This window comes from Variovorax sp. P4_B11 (assembly GCF_056402355.1).
Map to the genome: position 1 here is coordinate 98,681 of NZ_JBFUHO010000019.1, position 21,504 is coordinate 120,184.

Sequence of the window (21,504 nt, forward strand, 5' to 3'; positions counted from 1 at the left end):
TCGATGCCTCACACGGTCGGCGCGATCGCCTCGGCATACTCGTACAACGCACCGAGGATTTCTTCGGCACGCTCGTCCGCCGTCTCGGCCAGCGTGTCGATCTCGGCGAACAGCGCGTCGACGTTGCGTGCGCCGCCCTCGCCTTCGAGCAGCCGCGCCACGCGGTGCGCCTCCCAGCGTTCGGCCTCTTCCTCGCTGAGCGTGTCGACGAAGTTGCGGGCACGGTAGCGAAACAGCAGTTCCTCGAGCCGGGGGTCGTCGAAACCGGTCCGCGAGCGCGCGAGCTCGGCCGGCGACAGGCTCCGCAGTTCGTTGAGCCGGCGCCGGTCTGCGTTGCCGACGAAGCCGCCGTAGAGATCCTCGTCGACATCCGGCGTCCCTTCGCGGGGCCGCTCGTAGACCCGCGGCCAGATCGCGCTCATGTCGGGCAAGGCCGCGGCGATCGCCGCATGGTGCAGAGCGGCCTCGAGGTCGATGCCCCAGCGCGCCGCCATCGCCGGCGCCAGCGTCTTGAGATTGCCGACCACCATCGGCGACTTGTTCAGGTGAATGCCCTTGAGCGGCAGCCGCTGCACGCCCTCGGGCAGCTCGGCGCTGCGCGTGAACAGCCGCAGCCGCAGCGTCTCGACATCGAGATCGCGCAGTTCGCTCGGGTCATGCGCCAGGTCCCAGGCCAGCAGCTCGTTCTTGTTGGTCGGGTGGCTGGCCAGCGGCCACATGACGGCCAGGCAGCCGCGCTCGGCCGGGAACATGCCCGACACGTGCAGGAAGGGCCGCGCGGTCTCGCGCGTGGCCGGCAGGCCGAGTTCGGCCGCGACCCGGTCCTTGCGGTGCAGCCCGAACGCGAAGTCGAACAGCTTGGGCTGCTTCTCGCGGATCAAGCGAGCCAGCGCGATCGTGGCGCGAACGTCCGACAGCGCATCGTGCGCCGCTTCATGCAGCAGCCCGTTGGCACGCGCCAGATCCTCGAGCTTGAAGCTCTGGCTGCCATCGGCCTTCCTGGGCCATTCGATGCCGTCGGGACGCAGCGCATAGGTCAGCCGCACGACGTCCAGCAGGTCCCAGCGGCCACAGTCGTTCTGCCACTCGCGCGCATAGGGATCGATCAGGTTGCGCCAGAACAGGAAGCGCGTCACTTCGTCGTCGAAGCGGATCGTGTTGTAGCCGACGCCGATGGTGCCGGGCTGCGAGAAGGCCTGCTCGATCCGGGCCGCGAATTCATGCTCGGCAATGCCGCGTTCCAGGCATTGCTGCGGCGTGATGCCGGTGATCAGGCAGGCCTCCGGGCTCGGCAGGTAGTCGGGCGCGGGCCGGCAATAGACCATCAACGGCTCGCCGACCTCGTTGAGTTCGGCGTCGGTGCGGATCGCAGCGAACTGCGAGGGCCGGTCGCGTCGCGGCACCGCACCGAAGGTTTCGTAGTCGTGCCAGAGAAAGGTATGAGGAGGCATGTTCAAAGCAGAGGAGAAAACAGGCGGGCGGTGGCGTCGGCCAGACGGCGCAGGAACTTCTGGCGCCGGTTGGCCCGGATCGGCGAAGCGCTTCGGAGGTCGGTCTCGAACTGCGCCACCAGGGGCTCCGCCAGCGTCGTCCCGTAGATCACGGCCATCACTTCGAAATTGAGCCTGAAGCTGCGATTGTCGAAGTTGGCCGTGCCGATCATCGCGCAGTGATCGTCCACCACCAGCGTCTTGGAGTGCAGCATGCGCGCCTTGTACTCCCAGACCTTGACGCCGGCAGCGATCAGCTCGTCGTAGTAGGAGCGGGCCGCCGCGCTCACGACCAGCGAATCGCTGCGCCGCGGCACCAGCAGCCGGACATCGACGCCGCGCAGCGCGGCACTGGTCAACGCCATCAGGGCCGGCTCGCCGGGCACGAAATAGGGCGTCGTGAGCCAGGCGCGCCGCTCCGAGGATTGGATCGCCGCGAGATGCATCCGGTGGATCGCCTCGAGCGGATTGTCGGGCCCGCTGGTGACGATCTGCACCGGGATTTCGCCCGCCGCCTCGCCCAGCGGCAGGTCCGGCAGCAGAAGCGGCAGCGCGTGGTCGATCTGGCGCGGGTCCTCGCCGGTCGCGTAGGTCCAGTCTTCGAGAAAGGTGGTTTGCAGCCAGCGCACCGCGCTGCCCTCGATCCGCAGGTGGACATCGTGGTACGCATCGGCCCGGGCCCGGGCGTCTTCGGCGTCGGTGATGTTGACGCCGCCCGTGAAGCCCACCCGGCCGTCGCAGACCACGATCTTGCGGTGGGTCCGGTAGTTGGTCACCGGGCGCAGGCGCCGGCCGATGCGGGTCTCGTGGAACAGCGCGACATGGACACCGGCCGCCTGCATCGGCGCCATGAACTGGCGCCCGACCCGCTGGGAGCCGAGCGCATCGAGCAGCAGCCGCACCTTGACGCCCGCCCGGGCGCGCTCGATGAGCAGGTCGCGCAGGGCGGTGCCGATCCGGTCGGGCTCGAAGATGTAGTACTCGAGATGGACGTGGTCACGCGCCGCGCGGACCGCGTCGAAGATCGCATCGAAGGTGCGCGCGCCGCCCGACAGCAGTTCGGCCGACGTCGCGCTCGATACCGGCAGCCCGCAGGCCGCCATCCCGAGTGCCGCCATCTGGCGCAAGGCCGGCGGCGCGTGCGCCCTCGCCTCCCGCAGCATCACGACGTCGGCGGGCGCCAGCGCGCTGGCCCGGCTGCGCAGCCGCTTGAGGCGCTGCTTCTTGAGCCGCTGCGGCCCCAGGAAGTAATAGATGAGGAAGCCCGCGAAAGGCAGCAGCGCCAGCGACAGGATCCAGCTCATGGTCGAGACCGGCGCACGCTTCTGCATCACGATCCAGACCGACAGCACGGCGATGTAGCCGCTCCACGCCAGGGAGAGGCCGGTCTTCCATTCCTGGCTGAGCTCGGGGACGATCAAGGGGAAGAAATCTCGAGGTGAAATGAAAAAGGCCGGCAGCAATGCTACCGGCCTTCTGATCGGACGATTCCGCCGCTGTGGCGGAAGTGGCTCAACCTGCCGCCGCTTCTTCGGCTTCGGGCTTGGCCCGGCCTTCCTTCTTCGGCAGCGGCTGGATGTCCAGCTGCACTTCTTCCTTGTCGTCGAGGTCGACGGTCAGCCGTCCGCCCTCCTGCAAGCGACCGAACAGCAGCTCGTCGGCCAGGGCACGACGGATCGTATCCTGGATCAGGCGCTGCATCGGGCGCGCGCCCATCAGCGGATCGAAGCCCTTCTTCGCCAGGTGCTTGCGCAGCGCGTCGGTGAAGGTGACGTCGACCTTCTTCTCGGCCAGCTGGGTCTCGAGTTGCAGCAGGAACTTGTCGACCACGCGCAGGATGATCTGCTCGTCGAGCGCCTTGAAGCTCACGATCGCGTCCAGACGGTTGCGGAACTCCGGCGTGAACAGGCGCTTGATGTCGGCCATCTCGTCACCCGCCTGGCGCGGGTTGGTGAAGCCGATGGTCGCCTTGTTCATGGTCTCGGCGCCCGCATTGGTGGTCATCACGATGATCACGTTGCGGAAGTCGGCCTTGCGCCCGTTGTTGTCGGTCAAGGTGCCGTGGTCCATGACCTGCAGCAGCACGTTGAAGATGTCCGGGTGCGCCTTCTCGATCTCATCGAGCAGCAGCACCGCGTGCGGCTTCTTCGTGATGGCCTCGGTCAGCAGGCCGCCCTGGTCGAAACCGACATAACCCGGAGGCGCGCCGATCAGGCGGCTCACCGCATGGCGCTCCATGTACTCCGACATGTCGAAGCGGATCAGCTCGATGCCCATGATGTAGGCCAGCTGCTTCGCCGCTTCGGTCTTGCCGACGCCGGTGGGGCCGCTGAACAGGAACGAGCCGATCGGCTTGTCGTCGCGGCCCAGGCCCGAACGTGCCATCTTGACGGCAGAAGCCAGCACTTCAAGCGCCTTGTCCTGGCCGAACACCACGCTCTTGAGGTCGCGCTCGATGGTCTGCAGTTTGCCGCGGTCGTCGTTCGAGACGTTGGCCGGGGGGATGCGCGCGATCTTGGCGACGATCTCCTCGACCTCGGTCTTGCTGATGGTCTTCTTGCGCTTGTTCGCGGGCAGTATGCGCTGGGCCGCACCGGCTTCGTCGATCACGTCGATCGCCTTGTCGGGCAGGTGACGGTCGTTGATGTACTTGGCGCTCAGTTCGGCGGCAGCCTGCAATGCGGCCACACCGTACTTGACGCCATGGTGCTCCTCGAAGCGCGACTTCAGGCCCTTCAGGATGTCGACGGTTTCCTGCACCGTCGGCTCGACCACGTCGACCTTCTGGAAGCGACGCGACAGGGCCGCATCCTTCTCGAAGATGCCGCGGTATTCGGTGAACGTCGTCGCGCCGATGCACTTGAGCTGGCCGCTCGACAGCGCCGGCTTGAGCAGGTTGGATGCGTCGAGCGTGCCGCCCGATGCCGCACCGGCGCCGATCAGCGTGTGGATCTCGTCGATGAACAGGATCGCGTTCGGCTTGTCCTTGAGCGACTTGAGCACGCCCTTCAGGCGCTGTTCGAAGTCGCCGCGGTACTTGGTGCCGGCCAGCAGCGCGCCCATGTCGAGCGAATACACGTTCGATTCGGCCAGGATTTCCGGCACGTCGTTCTGCGTGATGCGCCAGGCCAGGCCTTCGGCGATCGCGGTCTTGCCGACGCCGGCTTCGCCCACCAGCAGCGGGTTGTTCTTGCGCCGGCGGCACAGGATCTGGATCACGCGCTCGACCTCGTACTCGCGGCCGATCAGCGGATCGATCTTGCCTTCCTTGGCAAGCTGGTTGAGGTTCTGCGTGAACTGCTCGAGCGGAGAGGACTTCTCGTTCTTCTCGCCGCCGCCTTCCTCGCCATCACCCGACGAAGCGTCGCTGCTGCCCTTGGCGGCTTCCGGCGGATCGCTCTTCTTGATGCCGTGGGCGATGAAGTTCACCACGTCGAGGCGCGTCACGCCCTGCTGGTGCAGGTAGTAGACCGCATGCGAATCCTTCTCGCCGAAGATCGCGACCAGCACATTGGCGCCGGTGACTTCCTTCTTGCCGTTGCCGGTGGACTGCACATGCATGATGGCGCGCTGGATCACGCGCTGGAAACCCAGCGTCGGCTGGGTGTCGACATCGTCGGTACCCGCCACCTGGGGCGTGTTGTCCTTGATGAAGTTGGTGAGCGACGCGCGCAGGTCGTCGACATTGGCCGAACAGGCGCGCAGAACCTCCGCGGCACTCGGGTTGTCCAGCAAAGCGAGCAGCAGGTGCTCCACCGTGATGAACTCGTGGCGCTGCTGCCTGGCTTCTACAAAAGCCATGTGCAGGCTGACTTCCAGTTCCTGGGCAATCATGTGATTTCCTTTTGCCTTGCTGTAAATAATTTCTCAGATGGGTTGGAGCGCGCTCAATTCAACAGGTTCACTCGACCGGTTCGCTGACGCATTGCAGCGGGTGCCCGGCCTGATGCGCCGCTTCCATCACCTGATTGACCTTGGTGGCCGCCATGTCGCGGGAGTACACCCCGCAGACACCCCGGCCATCGAGGTGGATCTTGAGCATGATCTGGGTCGCGGTCTCCCGGTCCTTGCTGAAGAACTCCTGGATCACGACGATGACGAATTCCATCGGCGTGTAGTCGTCGTTCAGCATCACGACCTGGAACATCTGGGGCGGCGCGGTCTTCTGCGGTCGCCGCTCGAGCACGACCGCATCGCCATCGTCCCGCCTCGGCTTCACGGCCGGCGGCGTCTTGGGGGTCGAAGGGATTCTGGTAGCCATGAAATTCATTTTATAGAGCCGCCGCCGGTTGCACTCGACGATGTGACACAACTGGTGGCGGCTTTGTGACATTCAAGGCGAATGCGGCCAGGAGAGCACGTTTCAACGGATGCAAGCAGCATGCCCCGACGGCGCAAAGGCCTGCTGCCAGAGGGTTTTTACGGCCATGAAAAAGCCCCGGCGCCTGTCGGCCCGGGGCTCGGGAGCGAAGCGTCCGAGCGGACGCTCCGGCCATTTTTTACATGTTGTCGATCATCACCTGCCCGAAGCCCGAGCAGCTGACCTGGGTGGCGCCTTCCATGAGCCTTGCGAAGTCGTAGGTGACCTTCTTGCTGGCGATCGACTTCTCCATCGAGCGGATGACCAGGTCGGCGGCTTCGGTCCAGCCCATGTGGCGCAGCATCATTTCGGCCGAGAGGATCTCGGAACCCGGATTCACGTAGTCCTTGCCCGCGTACTTCGGCGCCGTGCCATGGGTGGCTTCGAACATCGCGACGGTGTCGCTGAGATTGGCGCCGGGAGCGATGCCGATGCCGCCGACCTGGGCCGCCAGAGCGTCGGAAATGTAGTCGCCGTTCAGGTTGAGGGTCGCGATCACGCTGTATTCGGCCGGCCGCAGCAGAATCTGTTGCAAAAAAGCGTCAGCGATCGAATCCTTGACGGTGATTTCTTTGCCGCTTTTCGGGCTCTTGAGCTTCATCCACGGGCCGCCGTCGACCAGTTCCGCACCGAATTCCTTGGCCGCCAGACCATAGGCCCAGTCGCGGAAACCGCCTTCGGTGAACTTCATGATGTTGCCCTTGTGCACGATCGTGACACTGGGCTTGTCGTTGTCGATGGCGTACTGGATCGCCTTGCGAACCAGGCGTTCGGTGCCCTCGCGCGACACCGGCTTGATGCCGATGCCGGAGGTATTCGGAAAGCGGATCTTCTTGACGCCGAACTCCTCCTGCAGGATCTTGATGAGCTTCTTCGCCTTGTCGCTCTCGGCTTCGAATTCGATGCCGGCATAGATGTCTTCGGAGTTCTCGCGGAAGATCACCATGTTGGTTTTCTGGGGCTCCTTGACCGGGCTCGGAACGCCTTCGAAATACTGGATCGGCCGCAGGCAGACGTACAGGTCCAGCTCCTGGCGCAGCGCGACGTTCAGCGAGCGGATGCCCCCGCCCACCGGGGTGGTCAGCGGGCCCTTGATCGACACCACGTAGTCGCGCACGGCGTCCAGGGTTTCCTCGGGCAGCCAGACGTCGGGGCCGTAGATCCGGGTCGATTTCTCGCCGGCGTAGACCTCCATCCACTGGATCTTCCGCTTGCCGCCGTAGGCCTTGGCCACGGCCGCATCGACCACCTTGAGCATCACCGGCGTGATATCCAGTCCGGTGCCGTCGCCTTCGATGAATGGAATGATCGGCTGATCGGGCACATTGAGCGAATTGTCGGCGTTGACCGTGATCTTCTGGCCTTCGGTCGGGACTTTGATGTGCTGATAGTTGGACATGAGACAAGACTCCGGATGAGATGAAGGCCGGAACACAGCGGGTTTCCAGTCGCCTGAATACCCTTAGAATTTTAGACGCAACCGGAGGAGCCCGAAGGATGTGCCAACCACCGCCGTGCCGGCTCCGTTGTTGGCAGACCTTCTGCCGGCCGGGAGGCGTTTTCAAACCATTTCCATTGAGGAATCCGTAATGAGCAAAGTTCTCGCAGTCATGATGGCCGGCCTGTTCGCAGCTGGTGCCTATGCGCAAAATCCGGCCGGCGCCTCGTCGGAACAACAGCCGATCACCAACTCCAAGCCCCAGCAGCGAGCCGTCGAGCGCCGCGCCTCGAAGCCGCAAGGGGAAGTGCGTCCTCAAGCTGGCGACGCCCCCAAGACCGCTGAGGGCAGCGGCGGCCTGGCCCCGAGCGGTGCAGCAACGGCCGGCCAGGCACGCGCCGAGACCCGCAGCGACCGTCGCCGCAACAAGGACGGCAGCGTTCGCAAGATGAACCCGCAAGGCGGCACGCCGCAGTAATCGGATTCGTCCGGTCATTGAAAAGGCGCTCCACGGAGCGCTTTTTTTTGCCCGGACGAACCGACCCTGTCCTTTTGGGTCAGGCAATCCTGGCCAATAGGAGGTAAGCTTTGCGCTCAATCGATCATGCCCGCCTCAGCGGGCATTCTTGTTTGCGTTGCCGTCCCCGAAAGTCGACCATGTTCATGCGTTTTTTCAGTCTTCTCGCGCTGTCTGTTTCATTGACGGCTATTTCCAATGCCCAGGAACCGCAAAGCCAATTGCCGCGGACCCGCATATCAGCCGGCATGTACCAGATCGACGCCCAGGTGGCGCAGACGCCGCGGCAACGCGAAATCGGACTCATGTTCCGCCAGGAAATGCCGCCGACCGAGGGCATGGTGTTTGTCTTCGAACAGTCCGCCACCCAGTGCTTCTGGATGAAGAACACCCTGCTGCCGCTGACCGCCGCCTTCGTCGCCGACGACGGCCGCATCGTGAACCTGGCCGACATGCAGCCGATGACCGAGGATTCGCACTGCTCCAAGGAACCGGTTCGCTTCGTGCTCGAGGTGAACCAGGGCTGGTTCGCGAAGAAGAACATCAAGGCCGGGTCCAAGCTCGGCGGCGAGCTGTTCGCCAACCGCCGCTGAGCCGGCCGCCCGGCCAGCAAAAAGCCGACCCGCGGGTCGGCTTCCTTTCGGTCCTCGAAAATGGGGAATCAGCCGAAGTTCTTGGCGACGAAGTCCCAGTTCACCAGCTTCGCGAGGAAGGTCTCGACATACTTGGGGCGCAGGTTGCGGTAGTCGATGTAGTAGGCATGCTCCCAGACGTCGACCGTCAGCAGCGCCTTGTCGGCGGTGGTCAGGGGCGTCCCGGCGGCGCCGGTATTGACGATGTCCACCGAGCCGTCGGCCTTCTTCACCAGCCAGGTCCAGCCGGAGCCGAAGTTGCCGACCGCCGACTTCACGAAGGCTTCCTTGAAGGCCGCGTAGCTGCCCCACTTGGCGTCGATCGCCTTGGCCAGGGCGCCGCTGGGTTCGCCGCCGCCGGCCGGCTTCATGCAGTTCCAGAAGAAGGTGTGGTTCCAGATCTGGGCCGCGTTGTTGTAGATGCCGCCGCTGGACTTCTTGACGATGTCCTCGAGCGTCATGCTCTCGAACTCGGTGCCCTTCTGGAGGTTGTTCAGGTTCACGACATACGCGTTGTGGTGCTTGCCGTAGTGGTATTCCATCGTTTCCTTCGAATACTCGGGCGCCAGGGCGTCGAGCGGATACGGCAGAGGAGGAAGAACGTGTTCCATGTTTTTTTCTCGCGGGTTGGTTGAGGGAATCGGAGATTCTAGGAAGGATTCGTGCAACGGACGTCGGACGTCGCCGCGATGTCCCTGTCGCGGCCCTTATTGCACCACTTTCAGGTCCACCGCGCCGTCGGCCAGTTGCGCCCTGACCGGGTCGCCCGGCGCCAGATCGGCGGCCCGCGTGACCGCTCGGCCATCGGCGTCCGTCAGCCAGGCATAGCCCCGCTGCAGCACCAGCGCGGGATCGAGCAACTGCAGGCGCAGCGCGGCACGCTCGAGCCGTTCGTGGTGGCGGGCGAGCGTACTGCGCAGTCCGAGCGGCGCCCTCGCCTGCAAGGCCTGATGCGCCTGCGCGAAGCGGCCGGTCCGGGAGAGCACCGCGTAGTGCAGGCGCTGCGCTTGGTGGGCGAGGCCCAGGCGCTGGCGCGCCACCAGCGTCGACGGGCGCCCGAGGCGGCTCGTCGCGACATCGAGGCGCTGGCCCAGGACGTCGAGGCGGCTCGAGATGGCGTCGCGCAGCCGATCCTCGAGCAGGCCGAGCGCCCCGAGCCACAGCTCACGCGGTGCCGCGACCAGCTCGGCGGCGGCGGTCGGGGTGGGCGCGCGCACGTCGGCGCAGAAGTCCGCAATGGTGAAGTCGGTCTCGTGGCCGACACCGCTGACCACCGGCACCGGACTCTGCACGATGGTGCGCGCCAGGGTCTCGTCATTGAAGGCCCACAGGTCCTCGATCGAGCCGCCGCCGCGCACCAGCAGGATGACGTCGACCTTCGGCTCGAGCGCATAGAGGGACTGCAGCGAGCGCACCAGTTCCGCCGGCGCGCCGGCGCCCTGCACCGCCGCCGGCGCCAGCACGACCGGAATGTGCGGCACCCGGCGCCGCAATGCGGTGACGACGTCGTGCAGCGCCGCGGCGCCGAGCGAGGTCACCAGCCCGATGGCCCGCGGCACGGTGGGCAGTTCCCGCTTGCGCGCGGGATCGAACAGCCCTTCGGCCTCGAGCCGGGCCTTGCGCTGCAGGAACTGCTCGAACAAGGCGCCCTGCCCGGCACGGCGCAGGCTCTCGACCACCAGTTGCAGGTCGCCGCGCGGCTCGTAGACCGCGAGCCGTCCGCGCACTTCGACCTGGTCGCCGTCGCGCGGCGCGAAATCGAGCAGGCTCGCGGCGCGCCGGAACATGGCGCAGCGAAGCTGGCCGGATTCGTCCTTCAGCGAGAAGTAGCAGTGGCCACTGGCGGCCCGCGAGAAGCCCGAGATTTCGCCGCGCACGCTGACCGGGTTGAAGCGCGCATCCAGCGCATCGGCGACCGCCCGGCACAAGGCGCCAACGGCCCACACTCTCACGCCAGACGAGGGCGGTTGCTCACGTTCAATCATCATTTGCCGCTGTCACAAGCCTGAGTCGTCCACAAGGCGGACTGCGCTCCCCCCAAAAATCGGGGTACCGCTACCACAGGCACAGGTTGCCGTGCAAGCTATTGATTTCATTGGAAAAAGTGCTGCTCAATTTTCAGTCGATCTGTGGAAACGCCCAGCCGCCGCGGCTCTGGACAGGTCGCTCTGCGTGTTAATCACAAAGTTATCCACATATTCTGTGCGACGGCGCCGACACGAATACTTCTCGTAACAGCGCGCCGCGCGGGTGGATAATCGCCGCGCATTGACAGTCCATGGGCCGGAGGAATCCTTGTTTTCCATCATAGTTGCTGCGGGTTGGCCGATCTGGCCATTGCTCGCTTGTTCGGTGATCGGCATGGCGCTCGTCATCGAGCGATTCACCAGTCTCAAGACCTCCAGGGTCCTGCCGCCCAAGCTGCTCGACGAAGCGATCACGGTCTCGCGGGCGTCGATTCCGGGCCCCGACGTGGTCACCAAGCTGGAACAGAACTCCGGCCTCGGTGAAGTGCTGGCCGCCGGCTTCCGCGCCCTCAACACCAATCCGATGGCGACCGAGGACGACCTGCGCGTGTCGATGGAATCGGCCGGCCGCGTGGTGGCGCACCGCCTCGAGCGCTACCTGCCCGCGCTCGCCACCATCGCGTCGGCGGCGCCGCTGCTCGGCCTGCTCGGGACCGTGATCGGGATGATCGAGATCTTCGGCTCGCAATCGCCGGCCAACGGCGCAGTGGGCTCGGGCAATCCGGCGCAACTTGCGCACGGCATCTCCATTGCGCTCTACAACACCGCCTTCGGCCTCATCATCGCCATTCCAGCGCTGATCTTCTGGCGCTACTTCCGCAGCCGGGTCGACGAATATCTGCTCAACCTCGAACTGGCCGGCGAGCGCTTCGCCCGCCACCTGGACACGCTGCGCCGATGAGAATGCACTTCCGCCACGGCTCGCGCGAGGAGCCCGAGATCAACCTGATCCCGTTCATCGACGTGCTGCTGGTCGTGCTGATCTTCCTGATGCTGTCGACCACTTACAGCAAGTTCACCGAGATGCAACTGCGGCTGCCGGTGGCCGACGTCGAGGCCCAGCGCGACTATCCGAAAGAAGTGATCGTCGCCGTGTCGGCCGACGGCCGCTATTCGATCAACAAGACGGTGCTGCCGGACCGCAACGTCGAGACCGTGACCGCAGCCCTGACGGCCGCCGCCGGCGGCGCCAAGGACAACGTCGTGATCATCAGCGCCGACGCCAGCGCGGCCCATCAATCGGTCATCACGGTGATGGAAGCGGCGCGCCGGGCCGGACTGATGCAGATCACCTTCGCCACCCAGTCGGCCACTCAGGCGGGGCGCTAGTTGCGGGACGCCTGGCTGCGACGCGGCGTGCAGGCCCGCTTCTTGTGGCCGCTGTCGCTGCTGTTCGGCGGGCTGGCGGCGCTCCGGAGATCCCTCTATCGCCGGGGCGTACTGCGCACCGAAGGTGCCGGCGTGCCGGTCGTCATCGTCGGCAACGTGATCGCCGGCGGCTCCGGCAAGACGCCGGTGGTGATGGCGATCGTGCGGCACCTGGCGGCCCGCGGCCAGCGCGTCGGCGTCGTCTCGCGCGGCTATGGCCGCAGCACGCAGGATTGCCGAGAGGTGCTGGACGACAGCGATCCGGCGGCGGTCGGTGACGAACCGGCGCTGATCCGCCGCTCGACCGGTGTGCCGGTGTTCGTGGCCCGGCGCCGCATCGAGGCGGTCCGCGCCCTGCTCGCCCGCCATCCGTCGACCCAGGTGATCGTGAGCGACGACGGCCTGCAGCATCTCGCCCTGGCCCGCGACGTCGAGATCTGCGTCTTCGACGACCGCGGTATCGGCAATGGCTGGCTGCTTCCGGCGGGCCTGTTGCGCGAGCCCTGGCCGCGCCATTGCGACCTGGTCCTCCATACCGGCGAGCAGCCCGCGTTTGCCGGCTTCAGGGCCCGGCGCACGCTCGCGGACCATGCGCTGCAGCGAGACGGAAGCCGCGTGCCGCTGGCCTCGCTGGCCGGACGCCCGCTGGTCGCGGTCGCGGCGATCGCCAAGCCCGAGGGCTTCTTCGACATGCTGCGCGCGCGGGGTGTGCTGCCGGCGCAATGCATCGCGCTGCCCGACCATGACGATTTCAGCCACTGGAGCCCGCCCGGAGGCTCCGGCCAGCTTCTGCTGTGCACCGAGAAGGACGCCGTGAAACTGTGGCGCAAGGCCCCGGCCGCGCTGGCCGTGCCGCTGGTCTTCGAACCCGAGCCCGGCTTCTTCGCCGCACTCGACGCAAAGCTATCATCGAGCGATGGACACCAAGCTGCTTGAACTGCTCGTCTGCCCCGTCACCAAGGGCCCCCTGACCTGGAACGCCGAGAAGCAGGAACTGGTCTCGCGCAGCGCCCGCCTCGCCTACCCCGTGCGCGACGGCATTCCGGTGCTGCTCGAAAACGAGGCGCGCACCCTTTCCGACGAAGAGTTGGGGCTGTGAACACCGCACCGGGCCGCTCCCGAGCGAGCTCGCACCGCAGTGTGCAGCACGGAGCTTCCCCTTGAACGCCGCATTCACCGTCCTGATCCCGGCTCGACTGGCGTCGACGCGGCTGCCGGACAAGCCGCTGGCCGACATCGCCGGCCTGCCGATGGTGGTTCGCGTCGCCCAGCAGGCCGCCCGTTCGGGCGCCGCCGGCGTGGTGGTGGCGGCGGACGATGCCCGCATCGTCGATGCCTGCAGCGCGCACGGCGTTCGCGCCCTGCTGACACGCACCGATCACGCGAGCGGCAGCGACCGGCTGGCCGAAGCCTGCGCGCAGCTCGGCCTGGCCGACGACGCGATCGTCGTCAACGTCCAGGGCGACGAGCCGCTGATCGAGCCGGGCCTGATCGACGCCGTGGCCGAGACGCTGGCGATGCATCCCGGCGCCGCGATGAGCACCGCGGCGCATGCGATCGATTCGCTGGAGGATTTCGTCAATCCGAACGTGGTCAAGACCGTGCTCGATGCCGCGGGCAATGCGCTCTATTTCAGCCGCGCGCCAATCCCCTGGTGGCGCGACGGCTTCGCCGCCAGCGGCCCGACCGCGCTGCCGGCCGCGCCGGCGCCGCTTCGCCACATCGGAATCTACGGCTACCGGGCCGGCTTCGTGCGCGGCTTCCCCGACCTGCCGCCGGCGCCGGTCGAGGCGACCGAGGCCCTCGAACAACTGCGCGCGCTGTGGCACGGCCACCGAATCGCGGTTCATGTCAGCGCGCATGCGCCGGGTCCGGGCATCGACACGCCGGAGGACCTGGCGCGGGTCCGCGCCCTCTTCAGCGCCTAGAAGCGAGCGCCTGCGGGCCGGGCCGGGCCTGCACCCCATGCTATCCTCGAAGCAAAATCCGCCCTGGACCGTGCTTCATGCACACCGTGGCGCGACAGAAATCAAAGAACCTTCCGAGGACACCATGAGACTGATTTTGTTGGGCGCCCCCGGGGCAGGAAAAGGCACGCAAGCGGCCTTCATTTGCCAGAAGTACGGCATCCCCCAGATCTCCACTGGCGACATGTTGCGGGCCGCCGTCAAGGCCGGCACGCCGCTGGGCCTCCAGGCCCAGGCCGTCATGGCATCGGGCGCGCTGGTGAGCGACGATCTGATCATCAACCTGGTCAAGGAGCGCATCGCGCTGCCGGACTGCGCGCAGGGCTTTCTCTTCGACGGCTTCCCGCGCACCATCCCGCAGGCCGAAGCGATGCGCGCGGCCGGCGTCAAGCTCGACTACGTGCTCGAGATCGACGTGCCCTTCTCGGACATCATCGAGCGCATGAGCGGGCGCCGATCGCATCCCGCCTCGGGACGCATCTACCACCTGAAGTTCAACCCGCCGAAGACCGAAGGCAAGGACGACCTCACCGGCGAGGACCTGATCCAGCGCGAGGACGACAGGGAAGAGACCGTGCGCAAGCGGCTCGAGGTCTACAGCCAGCAGACACGTCCGCTGGTCGACTATTACTCGAACTGGGCCAAGGTCGAACCGGCAGCCGCGCCGAAGTACCGCGCGATCAGCGGCGTCGGCAGCGTCGACGATATCACCCAGCGCGCGCTCGCCGCCCTGTCCAGCTGATTCAGGCCGGGCTGGAACGCAGCCCGTAGGCCTTGCCGTCGGCGAACAGGTATTCGACGCGAAGCACGGCATCGCCCTTTTCGTCCTTGGTGGCGAAACCGACGACGGAGATCGTGCTGCCGGGTTGGATTTCGCGCACCTTCCAGGCGTCCATCCGCGTCAGCGGCGCCAGTTCGAGCTCCCACTGGCGGTCCTTGCGGCGCGGAACCGTCGCCTTGGCAAGCAGGCCCGGGCCGTCGACCGGCGCGCTCTGCGCCGGCAGCGCGCGCTGCGACAGGTCGGCGGGCACCTTGAGGTCGGCCGGCACCTCGATCGTCAGTTCGGCATGCGGGTTCTGCCAGCGCGAACTCAACACCTTGCCTTCGAGGTAGAGCGGCCGGCCCTGGTCGAAACTGCTCCATCCATGGTGGGCCCACGCGAAGGGCATGGCGCCGGGGAGCGTGACGGCGGCGAACATGAGGCTGCGACGTTTCATGCGGGAAGCTCCTTTCGGACTGAAGGCGCTCAATAGGCGATCCAGCGGCCGCAGAACACGACCGCCAGCCAAATCGCAGTGGACGACAACATCTGTACCCGCGCCAGCAGGTCAAGTTTGGCCAGCGAACGGCGGCCATGGAACCACAGCGCATTGCCGCCGGCCAGCACCAACAACCCCATCTTGACCTGGAACGCACGGTTGGCGAGCAGTTCGGCCGGCTGCGTGGCGAACATCAGCGATCCGCTGAGCGCCGCCAATGCGAAGCCGGTCAGCACGATGCTCAGCGAGAGCCTTGCCAGGCCCGCCACCGGCAAGGTCGCGGCGCGACCGAAGACACGCGCCTCGAGCGCCACCAGGTTGCCGAGCAGCAGCGCGATGCCGACAATGTGCACCGCCTCCAGCGCCGGATAGGCCCAGGGGGTCGATCGCAGCGCGTCGAGCATCGCGTCAGTGGGCGGCACCGCCGGCGAGCAGTTCCAGCATCAGCGCGATCCGCGCCTTGACCGGCGTCAGCGCGCCGGCGTCACGCAGGCTCTGGTTCGGCTTCGGCAGGATCCGCCCCTCGGCGCAGCGCGTCGCCCGCAACACCGCCACGCCTTCGGCCTGCGCCCTGAGGGCCGCCGCCTCGAGCGCCTGATGCAGCGTTCCATTGCCGGTCGCGGCCAGCACGATCCCCTGCACCGGCTCGGCCACGCCGCGGCGGCGCTCGTCGAGCAGCAAGTCGACGAGGGTTCCGCTCGCTTCGGCATGGCTCGCCAGGATCTCGACGCGCGGCCAGGCCGTCGAGGCCGCGATGCGATCGTAGGACGCCCGTGCGGCCGGATCGGTCGCCGGCCAGTCCCTGAGCTGCCGCACCGCCGCTTCCTCGACGTAGGCCAACGGTCCGGCGTCGCCGGAATCGAAGGCATCGAGCCGATAGGTGTGGACCTTTTGCACCTCGAAAGCGCTGTGGACGGTGCCGGCACACACCGCGACCACGCCGCGCGCCCCCGGCGTGGCGGCGACGCTGATCGCGTCGCGCAGATTCTGCGGCCCGTCAGGCGCCAGGGCGCTTGCAGGCCGCATGGCGCAAGTCAGGACCACCGGCTTCGAGGGCGCCAGCACCGACTGCAGGAAGAAGGCAGTCTCCTCGAGCGTGTCGGTCCCATGGGTGATGACCACGCCCGCCACATCCGGCTCGGCGAGCCAGTGCGCACAACGCTGCGCCAGCGTCCGCCAAATGGCGAAGCCCATGTCCTTGCTGTCGAGCTGAGCCACCTGCTCGGCCTCGAGCGAAACGCCGGACGGCGCGTCGATGCCCTGCAGCAGATCGCCGACGCTCACTTCGCCCGCGGTGTAGCCGATGTTGTCGTTCGCCGCACCGGCACGGCCGGAGATGGTTCCGCCGGTACCGAGGACGATCACGCGGCGTCTGTCACGGATGGAGATTTCGTCCATTGCTTGCCAACTTTTGAAAACTGGTTAAAAATACAGGTACTGGACGTTTAGCCAGTGCCTCGTCAGGAGCCATCATGCAGTTCGCCGTCAAGCTTACAGCCCGCCAGCAGCAGATCCTCGATTTGATCCAGAGCGCCATCGCACGCACTGGCGCCCCGCCCACGCGGGCCGAAATCGCCGCCGAGCTGGGCTTCAAATCGGCCAATGCGGCCGAAGAGCACTTGCAGGCGCTGGCGCGCAAGGGCGTCATCGAACTCGTGAGCGGCACGTCGCGCGGCATCCGCCTCAAGGGCGACGCCTTGCGCTCCCTCAACGAATCCCGCAACAACCAGTTCTCGCTCTCGCTGCCCGGCATGGCCCAACTGGCGCTGCCCCTGATCGGCCGCGTGGCCGCCGGCTCGCCCATCCTGGCCCAGGAACACATCGACCAGACCTACTACGTCGAGAACACCCTCTTCCAGCGCCAACCCGACTACCTCCTCAAGGTGCGCGGCATGTCCATGCGCGACGCCGGCATCATGGACGGCGATCTGCTGGCGGTCCAGTCCACCAAGGAAGCCCGCAACGGCCAGATCGTGGTGGCGCGGCTGGGCGACGAAGTCACGGTCAAGCGCCTCAAGCGCAACAAGCAGGTCATCGAGCTTCACGCCGAAAACCCCGACTACCCCACCATCGTGGTCCAGCCCGGCGAACCCTTCGAAATCGAGGGGCTCGCGGTCGGTCTGATCCGCAACACGATGCTGATGTAACCCGAGCTTCATCGCGCGTGCGGTCAGCATGCGCACCCGATCCGGCCGCGACAGGTGGCGGGCGTATGGCCAAGAGCCATCACCCTGTCGAGGCCGATGAAAGCAATCCTGCCTGTGTCCAACCTCTGACTTTTCTGGAGTTCACATGGGAATCGCTCTCCTCAGCATTGCTGATCTTCTGACGCCACTGCAATCGCTGGCCGACCGCTGGATGCCGCGTCGCCGCTCGGGCCGGGCCATGTCCTCGGGCCTGCGCTACGTCGGGATCCGTCCGAGCTGCGCAATGCGACAAGGCGCAACCGGTGGCACCGCCGCCGCAAGTGCGGCGCCGGTGCGTCCCCTGCGTGTGGTCCGCATGGTCGATGCGCATCAACCGGGCCGCCCCGCCGGCCGCATGGTGATCTCGGGTCGAATGGCGGACGTATGCGCAGAACTCGATCGCTTGGTCGCGCTCGAAGCCGCCGAGGCCCTTCCGCGGCCCGCCCACTTGCACTGAGCTTGCACTGAGCTCAGTGAGGGTCCGACACAAAGTCGACCAACCGTCACAGCATGCCGTTCGTGCAAGGCACAATGGCATGCCATGAACATTGTGATCCTCGACGACTATCAGGACGCCGTGCGCAAGCTGAATTGCGCCTCGAAGCTCGACGCCTATGCGGCCAAGGTCTATACCAACACGGTCAAGGGCATCGGACAGCTCTCGGTTCGACTCAAGGACGCAGACGTCATCGTTCTGATCCGCGAACGTACCCAGATCTCCCGCCAGCTGATCGAGAAGCTGCCCAAGCTCAAGCTGATCTCGCAGACCGGCCGGGCCGGAGGGCACATCGACATCAATGCCTGCACCGAACAGGGCGTCGCGGTGGCCGAGGGATCGGGCTCGCCGCTGGCGCCCGCTGAACTCACCTGGGCACTGATCATGGCCGCGATGCGCCGCCTGCCCCAGTACATCAGCAACCTGAAGCACGGCGCCTGGCAGCAGGCCGGCCTCAAGTCGGCCTCGATGCCACCGAACTTCGGCCTGGGTTCAGTGCTCAAGGGCAAGACCCTGTGCATCTGGGGCTATGGACGCATCGGCCAGCTGGTGGCGCGCTATGGCCAGGCCTTCGGCATGCAGGTCGTGATCTGGGGCCGCGAGCAAAGCTGCGCCAAGGCACGCTCCGATGGTTTCCAGGTGGCGCCCAACCGCGAGGCCTTCTTCGCCGCGGCCGATGTGCTGTCGATCCACCTGCGGCTGAGCGACGAGACCCGCAGCCTGGTGACGCTCGAGGATCTTTCGCGCATGAAGCCGACCGCGCTGTTCGTCAACACCTCGCGCGCCGAGCTGGTCGAGCAGGACGCGCTGCTGGCGGCACTGAACCGCGGACGGCCCGGGCTGGCCGCGATCGATGTCTTCGAAAGCGAACCCCCCTTGCAGGGCCACGCGCTGCTGCGGCTCGAAAACTGCATCTGCACACCGCACATCGGCTATGTGGAGCAGGAGAGCTACGAGATGTACTTCGGCCAGGCTTTCGACAACGTCGTGAGCTTCATCAAGGGCAATCCGACCAACATCGTCAACCCCGGCGCGCTGCAGGTCCGCCGTTGAAGCGCCCTGCGCTGCCGGCTGCCCTGTGGGCCCTGCTGGCAGGCAATTTCGTCATCGGCACCGGCGTGATGGTGGTGCCCGGCACGCTCAACGAACTCAGCCAGTCGCTGCAAGTCAGCGCCGCCACGGCCGGCCAGCTGATCACCGCGGGCGCGATCGTGATGTGCCTCGGCGCCCCCTTGCTGGCAGCGCTGGTCGCGGGCTGGGACCGCCGGCTGCTGCTCGCCTGGACCATGCTCTGGTACGCCGCCGGCCACCTGCTCTCCCTGCTGATGCCGAGCTTCGGCGGCTTGTTGCCGGTTCGCATGCTGACCGTGGTCGCACCTGCCGTCTTCACCGCGCAGGCAGCCGCCTGTGCCGGCTTGCTGGTGCCGACCGAGCAGCGCGGCCGGGCCGTCACCTTCGTCTTCCTCGGCTGGTCCATGGCCTCGGTGCTGGGGCTGCCGATCGGTGCGCTGGTCGGCGGGCACTTCGGCTGGCGGGCGGCCTTCGGCGTCATCGCCCTGCTCTCGCTCGCCAGCGCGGCGTGGATCTGGCTCAAGCTGCCCCCGGGCATCCGCCCTCCCGCGCTGTCACGCTCGGCTTGGGGCAGCGTCCTGAAGAGCCCGTTGCTGATGGGTGTGGTTTCCGTCACCGCGCTGCAGGGCGCCGGCCAGTTCGTGCTGTTCAGCTACTTCGCGCCGGTCGTGCGGCAGGGCCTCGGCGCAGACGCGACCCAGCTGGGCCTGCTGTGGGCCTGGTTCGGCGCCTGCGGCCTGCTGGGCAACATGGTCGTGAGCCGCTACATCGACCGCATCGGCGCGGCGCGCATGGTGCTGGTCACCAGCGGGCTGATTGCGCTGAGCCTGCTGTTGTGGCCGCTGGCCATCACCTTCGCCACGCTGGCGCTGATCCTGGTGCCCTGGGGCCTGGGTTGCTTCGCCACCAATTCGGCCCAGCAGGCGCGATTGGTCTCGCTGTCGCCGACGCTCGCACCGGGCTCGGTGGCGCTGAACAGTTCGGGGATCTACGTCGGCCAGGCGGTGGGAGCGGCGGCCGGCGGCTGGCTGCTGGCCCACGACGCCATCGCCTGGATGAACTGGGTCGGCCTGGCCACCGTGCTGCTCGCCATTGCACTGAGCGTCACGGTGGGGCGGGCGCAGCGTCGCGCGCTCGCCGTCAGCGCTTGACCGGGCGCGGAGCGATTTCCGCCTCGGTGCTCGGATCGAAGAGGTCGAAATCGATCACGTGCGGATCGTTGGAAGGCGTCGGCGGCCTGACCGGCTCGAGCGGCGTCGGCATCGTCTCGTAGGCCGTCTTGTCGAAGGCGCCCAGGTCCATCTCGAGATCGGGCAGCGGCGGCGGCGGGTCGGCCGGGGGCGGAACCGCTGATGGCGGTCGGAGCTCCGGGTCCATCACCGTTTCGTGCTGCATGCCCTGATCGATCGAAGCGTAGATCGAAGGCGGCAGCACCGGCCCGTCTCCCAGCGTCCGAGGCGAAGTCTCGGCCTCCATCGGTGCAGTGGCCGTCGGCGCAAAGTCGCGCGCCACGGGCGCACCGAAGGCATGGGGCTCGAAGGCGGCGGGCGACGCGCTGGCGGGATCGATGACTTCCTTGGCCACCGAATAGAGCAGCAGAAGCTCCTGGTAGGCGGCCAGATCGAAGGCCCCGTCATCGTGGCGTCCGGGCTTGCGGAACACCAGCTCCTCGATCAGGGCCAGCGTGCCCGGCGCCGGCCACAGCGACTCGATGCGAGCGAGCGTGCTGGGGTAGTACTCGAGCCCCTTGCCCGTGTCGCTGAAGTGCTCGAAGGACGGCACATCGGCATTGAAGGCGCGCTCGAACTCCTCGGCCAGCCGCGCGTAGTCGTCCCGGCGATCGAGAGAATGGAAGATCCGCAACAGATCGAGATAGGCCAACGCACTGGTGCCGGGATTGGCGGCAATATGCTCGCGCAGCACGGCGATGGCCTGGTCGTGCTGTCCCAGCGACAGAAAGAAGTCGGACTGCTGCTGCACATCGAACAGCTCTTCGGTGTTGACCGAGCGCACCGGTGCGCCCTCGGCCAGTTGCGCCGGATGGGGCAGCGGCGCGTGCGGACCGCTGTCGAGCCCGTCCTCGTCGTCGTCCGCATCGAGCCGAGCGAACGGTGTCGGGCCGAAGGTCCTGGGAGGAGCGCCGCGGCGGGCCCGCGGCGGTTCGGTATCGAGGTCCATGTCGTCGTCGAGCAGTCCGCCGTCCGGACGCGGCCGGCGCGGGTCGCCGGCCCCCGCCGCGGCGTCGCCCCACCACGCTGGCGCCGTCGCCCGGCGCGCCAGCCGCCAGAGCATCAACAGGCCTATCAGTGCCAGCAGCAGCAGCGCCACCAGCGCATAGACCAGGGGATTGAAGTAGCGGCTCTCGCGCGCCTGGGCCAGTTCGCTGCGTACTTCGAGCAGGGTCCGCTGGTTCTGCGCCGCCTGCTCGCGCAGTGCGGCCAGCGTGGCCTCCATGTCCTTGACCCGATTGGCCTCCCGTCGCGATTCCTCGGCGGCGGGATCGAGGGCACTCCAGAGTGCGGCCGCAGCGGCGCGGCGGACCGGGTCCGGCGCATCGGGCAGGTTCAGCTCCGGCGTGGCCTTGAGATTGCCGGCCAGCGCCGGTGCCGGCTCCAGCGCCTCGATCTGCAGCCGAGGCCGGCCGGCGCCGGCGTCCCGCGGGGCTTCGGGCGCGGCCGGCGGCGCTGGCGGCC

23 protein-coding genes and 1 pseudogene are annotated in these 21,504 nt (G+C 67.0%); 12 read left to right on the forward strand and 12 right to left on the reverse strand.

Going from position 1 to position 21,504, the window contains the following annotated elements; genetic code table 11:
- Positions 1–8: 8 nt before the first annotated feature.
- The 5 genes from sbcB to icd all read right to left on the reverse strand — a co-directional run bounded on the left by sbcB (position 9) and on the right by icd (position 7,249).
- Positions 9–1,451: an exodeoxyribonuclease I gene (sbcB, locus tag AC1DYD_RS18495; protein ID WP_478174200.1), complete on the reverse strand. Its 1,443-nt coding sequence runs from the start codon at positions 1,449–1,451 to the stop codon at positions 9–11.
- 2 nt (positions 1,452–1,453) lie between these two features.
- Complete coding sequence (gene cls / locus AC1DYD_RS18500) at positions 1,454–2,911, reverse strand: cardiolipin synthase (RefSeq protein ID WP_478174201.1); 1,458 nt, start codon at positions 2,909–2,911, stop codon at positions 1,454–1,456.
- Positions 2,912–3,002: 91 nt separating this feature from the next.
- On the reverse strand, positions 3,003–5,324 hold the full coding sequence (gene clpA, locus AC1DYD_RS18505; protein ID WP_478174202.1) for an ATP-dependent Clp protease ATP-binding subunit ClpA: 2,322 nt from the start codon (positions 5,322–5,324) through the stop codon (positions 3,003–3,005).
- Positions 5,325–5,391: 67 nt separating this feature from the next.
- Complete coding sequence (gene clpS, locus AC1DYD_RS18510) at positions 5,392–5,751, reverse strand: ATP-dependent Clp protease adapter ClpS (protein WP_478174203.1); 360 nt, start codon at positions 5,749–5,751, stop codon at positions 5,392–5,394.
- 238 nt (positions 5,752–5,989) lie between these two features.
- Positions 5,990–7,249: an NADP-dependent isocitrate dehydrogenase gene (gene icd, locus AC1DYD_RS18515; protein ID WP_478174204.1), complete on the reverse strand. Its 1,260-nt coding sequence runs from the start codon at positions 7,247–7,249 to the stop codon at positions 5,990–5,992.
- 190 nt (positions 7,250–7,439) lie between these two features.
- On the opposite strand from icd, the gene AC1DYD_RS18520 reads away from it, so the two are divergent.
- Positions 7,440–7,766 carry a cell envelope biogenesis protein TolA gene (locus AC1DYD_RS18520; RefSeq protein WP_478174205.1) on the forward strand — a complete coding sequence of 109 codons (327 nt, stop codon included), beginning with the start codon at positions 7,440–7,442 and terminating at the stop codon, positions 7,764–7,766.
- Positions 7,767–7,945: 179 nt separating this feature from the next.
- On the forward strand, positions 7,946–8,398 hold the full coding sequence (locus AC1DYD_RS18525; protein ID WP_478174206.1) for a DUF192 domain-containing protein: 453 nt from the start codon (positions 7,946–7,948) through the stop codon (positions 8,396–8,398).
- Between the two features lie 68 nt (positions 8,399–8,466).
- Here the strand turns inward: AC1DYD_RS18525 and AC1DYD_RS18530 are convergent, their stop codons facing one another.
- From AC1DYD_RS18530 to AC1DYD_RS18540, 3 genes are all read right to left on the reverse strand, one after another.
- Complete coding sequence (locus AC1DYD_RS18530) at positions 8,467–9,048, reverse strand: superoxide dismutase (protein WP_478174207.1); 582 nt, start codon at positions 9,046–9,048, stop codon at positions 8,467–8,469.
- Between the two features lie 96 nt (positions 9,049–9,144).
- Positions 9,145–10,422 (reverse strand): exodeoxyribonuclease VII large subunit, encoded by a 1,278-nt coding sequence (xseA, locus tag AC1DYD_RS18535; protein WP_478174223.1) that lies wholly within the window; start codon positions 10,420–10,422, stop codon positions 9,145–9,147.
- A 126-nt stretch (positions 10,423–10,548) separates the two neighbouring features.
- Positions 10,549–10,800 (reverse strand): hypothetical protein, encoded by a 252-nt coding sequence (locus AC1DYD_RS18540; RefSeq protein ID WP_478174226.1) that lies wholly within the window; start codon positions 10,798–10,800, stop codon positions 10,549–10,551.
- Between AC1DYD_RS18540 and AC1DYD_RS18545 the strand changes: the two genes are divergently transcribed.
- From AC1DYD_RS18545 to adk, 6 genes are all read left to right on the forward strand, one after another.
- Positions 10,733–11,365: a MotA/TolQ/ExbB proton channel family protein gene (locus tag AC1DYD_RS18545; RefSeq protein ID WP_478174208.1), complete on the forward strand. Its 633-nt coding sequence runs from the start codon at positions 10,733–10,735 to the stop codon at positions 11,363–11,365. The genes AC1DYD_RS18540 and AC1DYD_RS18545 overlap by 68 nt on opposite strands.
- A 2-nt stretch (positions 11,366–11,367) precedes the next feature.
- Positions 11,368–11,793 (forward strand): ExbD/TolR family protein, encoded by a 426-nt coding sequence (locus AC1DYD_RS18550; RefSeq protein ID WP_478174224.1) that lies wholly within the window; start codon positions 11,368–11,370, stop codon positions 11,791–11,793.
- Positions 11,794–12,768: a tetraacyldisaccharide 4'-kinase gene (lpxK, locus tag AC1DYD_RS18555; protein WP_478174209.1), complete on the forward strand. Its 975-nt coding sequence runs from the start codon at positions 11,794–11,796 to the stop codon at positions 12,766–12,768.
- On the forward strand, positions 12,749–12,931 hold the full coding sequence (locus tag AC1DYD_RS18560) for a Trm112 family protein (protein WP_478174210.1): 183 nt from the start codon (positions 12,749–12,751) through the stop codon (positions 12,929–12,931). The genes lpxK and AC1DYD_RS18560 overlap by 20 nt, the downstream gene beginning before the upstream one ends.
- A gap of 61 nt (positions 12,932–12,992) precedes the next feature.
- Positions 12,993–13,760 carry a 3-deoxy-manno-octulosonate cytidylyltransferase gene (gene kdsB / locus AC1DYD_RS18565; RefSeq protein ID WP_478174211.1) on the forward strand — a complete coding sequence of 256 codons (768 nt, stop codon included), beginning with the start codon at positions 12,993–12,995 and terminating at the stop codon, positions 13,758–13,760.
- Positions 13,761–13,884: 124 nt separating this feature from the next.
- On the forward strand, positions 13,885–14,541 hold the full coding sequence (gene adk / locus AC1DYD_RS18570) for an adenylate kinase (RefSeq protein WP_478174212.1): 657 nt from the start codon (positions 13,885–13,887) through the stop codon (positions 14,539–14,541).
- Position 14,542: 1 nt separating this feature from the next.
- Here the strand turns inward: adk and AC1DYD_RS18575 are convergent, their stop codons facing one another.
- The 3 genes from AC1DYD_RS18575 to AC1DYD_RS18585 are packed head-to-tail and all read right to left on the reverse strand — an operon-like array spanning position 14,543 to position 16,456.
- The gene (locus AC1DYD_RS18575; protein ID WP_478174213.1) at positions 14,543–15,016 is read right to left on the reverse strand and encodes a DUF6152 family protein; all 474 of its coding nucleotides are present in this window, start codon (positions 15,014–15,016) and stop codon (positions 14,543–14,545) included.
- Between the two features lie 29 nt (positions 15,017–15,045).
- A complete protein-coding gene (locus AC1DYD_RS18580) occupies positions 15,046–15,462 on the reverse strand; it encodes a hypothetical protein (protein WP_478174225.1) in 417 nt (138 codons plus the stop codon).
- A 4-nt stretch (positions 15,463–15,466) separates the two neighbouring features.
- Positions 15,467–16,456: an asparaginase gene (locus AC1DYD_RS18585; protein ID WP_478174214.1), complete on the reverse strand. Its 990-nt coding sequence runs from the start codon at positions 16,454–16,456 to the stop codon at positions 15,467–15,469.
- A 74-nt stretch (positions 16,457–16,530) separates the two neighbouring features.
- Here AC1DYD_RS18585 and lexA point away from each other — a divergent pair, with 74 nt between their 5' ends.
- The 4 genes from lexA (at position 16,531) to AC1DYD_RS18605 (ending at position 19,962) form a co-directional block, all read left to right on the forward strand.
- Positions 16,531–17,205, forward strand: a complete 675-nt coding sequence (gene lexA, locus AC1DYD_RS18590; protein ID WP_286367640.1) for a transcriptional repressor LexA — start codon at positions 16,531–16,533, stop codon at positions 17,203–17,205.
- Positions 17,206–17,350: 145 nt separating this feature from the next.
- Positions 17,351–17,701: a hypothetical protein gene (locus AC1DYD_RS18595; protein WP_478174215.1), complete on the forward strand. Its 351-nt coding sequence runs from the start codon at positions 17,351–17,353 to the stop codon at positions 17,699–17,701.
- Positions 17,702–17,785: 84 nt separating this feature from the next.
- Positions 17,786–18,793, forward strand: a complete 1,008-nt coding sequence (locus AC1DYD_RS18600) for a D-2-hydroxyacid dehydrogenase family protein (protein WP_478174216.1) — start codon at positions 17,786–17,788, stop codon at positions 18,791–18,793.
- Positions 18,790–19,962 (forward strand): MFS transporter, encoded by a 1,173-nt coding sequence (locus AC1DYD_RS18605; RefSeq protein ID WP_478174217.1) that lies wholly within the window; start codon positions 18,790–18,792, stop codon positions 19,960–19,962. The genes AC1DYD_RS18600 and AC1DYD_RS18605 overlap by 4 nt, the downstream gene beginning before the upstream one ends.
- Here the strand turns inward: AC1DYD_RS18605 and AC1DYD_RS18610 are convergent.
- Positions 19,952–21,504: pseudogene (locus AC1DYD_RS18610) on the reverse strand (hypothetical protein); the annotation flags it as partial. The gene AC1DYD_RS18605 and the pseudogene AC1DYD_RS18610 sit on opposite strands and share 11 nt — an antisense overlap.

Bases quoted from the DNA above. Each gene is read 5' to 3' on its own strand.
- sbcB (WP_478174200.1), bottom strand. From the start codon at position 1,451: ATGCCTCCTCATACCTTTCTCTGGCACGACTACGAAACCTTCGGTGCG.
- clpA (WP_478174202.1), bottom strand. From the start codon at position 5,324: ATGATTGCCCAGGAACTGGAAGTCAGCCTGCACATGGCTTTTGTAGAA.
- clpS (WP_478174203.1), bottom strand. From the start codon at position 5,751: ATGGCTACCAGAATCCCTTCGACCCCCAAGACGCCGCCGGCCGTGAAG.
- icd (WP_478174204.1), bottom strand. From the start codon at position 7,249: ATGTCCAACTATCAGCACATCAAAGTCCCGACCGAAGGCCAGAAGATC.
- AC1DYD_RS18520 (WP_478174205.1), top strand. From the start codon at position 7,440: ATGAGCAAAGTTCTCGCAGTCATGATGGCCGGCCTGTTCGCAGCTGGT.
- AC1DYD_RS18525 (WP_478174206.1), top strand. From the start codon at position 7,946: ATGTTCATGCGTTTTTTCAGTCTTCTCGCGCTGTCTGTTTCATTGACG.
- AC1DYD_RS18530 (WP_478174207.1), bottom strand. From the start codon at position 9,048: ATGGAACACGTTCTTCCTCCTCTGCCGTATCCGCTCGACGCCCTGGCG.
- xseA (WP_478174223.1), bottom strand. From the start codon at position 10,422: ATGATTGAACGTGAGCAACCGCCCTCGTCTGGCGTGAGAGTGTGGGCC.
- AC1DYD_RS18540 (WP_478174226.1), bottom strand. From the start codon at position 10,800: ATGCCGATCACCGAACAAGCGAGCAATGGCCAGATCGGCCAACCCGCA.
- AC1DYD_RS18550 (WP_478174224.1), top strand. From the start codon at position 11,368: ATGCACTTCCGCCACGGCTCGCGCGAGGAGCCCGAGATCAACCTGATC.
- AC1DYD_RS18560 (WP_478174210.1), top strand. From the start codon at position 12,749: ATGGACACCAAGCTGCTTGAACTGCTCGTCTGCCCCGTCACCAAGGGC.
- adk (WP_478174212.1), top strand. From the start codon at position 13,885: ATGAGACTGATTTTGTTGGGCGCCCCCGGGGCAGGAAAAGGCACGCAA.
- AC1DYD_RS18575 (WP_478174213.1), bottom strand. From the start codon at position 15,016: ATGAAACGTCGCAGCCTCATGTTCGCCGCCGTCACGCTCCCCGGCGCC.
- AC1DYD_RS18580 (WP_478174225.1), bottom strand. From the start codon at position 15,462: ATGCTCGACGCGCTGCGATCGACCCCCTGGGCCTATCCGGCGCTGGAG.
- AC1DYD_RS18585 (WP_478174214.1), bottom strand. From the start codon at position 16,456: ATGGACGAAATCTCCATCCGTGACAGACGCCGCGTGATCGTCCTCGGT.
- lexA (WP_286367640.1), top strand. From the start codon at position 16,531: ATGCAGTTCGCCGTCAAGCTTACAGCCCGCCAGCAGCAGATCCTCGAT.
- AC1DYD_RS18595 (WP_478174215.1), top strand. From the start codon at position 17,351: ATGGGAATCGCTCTCCTCAGCATTGCTGATCTTCTGACGCCACTGCAA.
- AC1DYD_RS18600 (WP_478174216.1), top strand. From the start codon at position 17,786: ATGAACATTGTGATCCTCGACGACTATCAGGACGCCGTGCGCAAGCTG.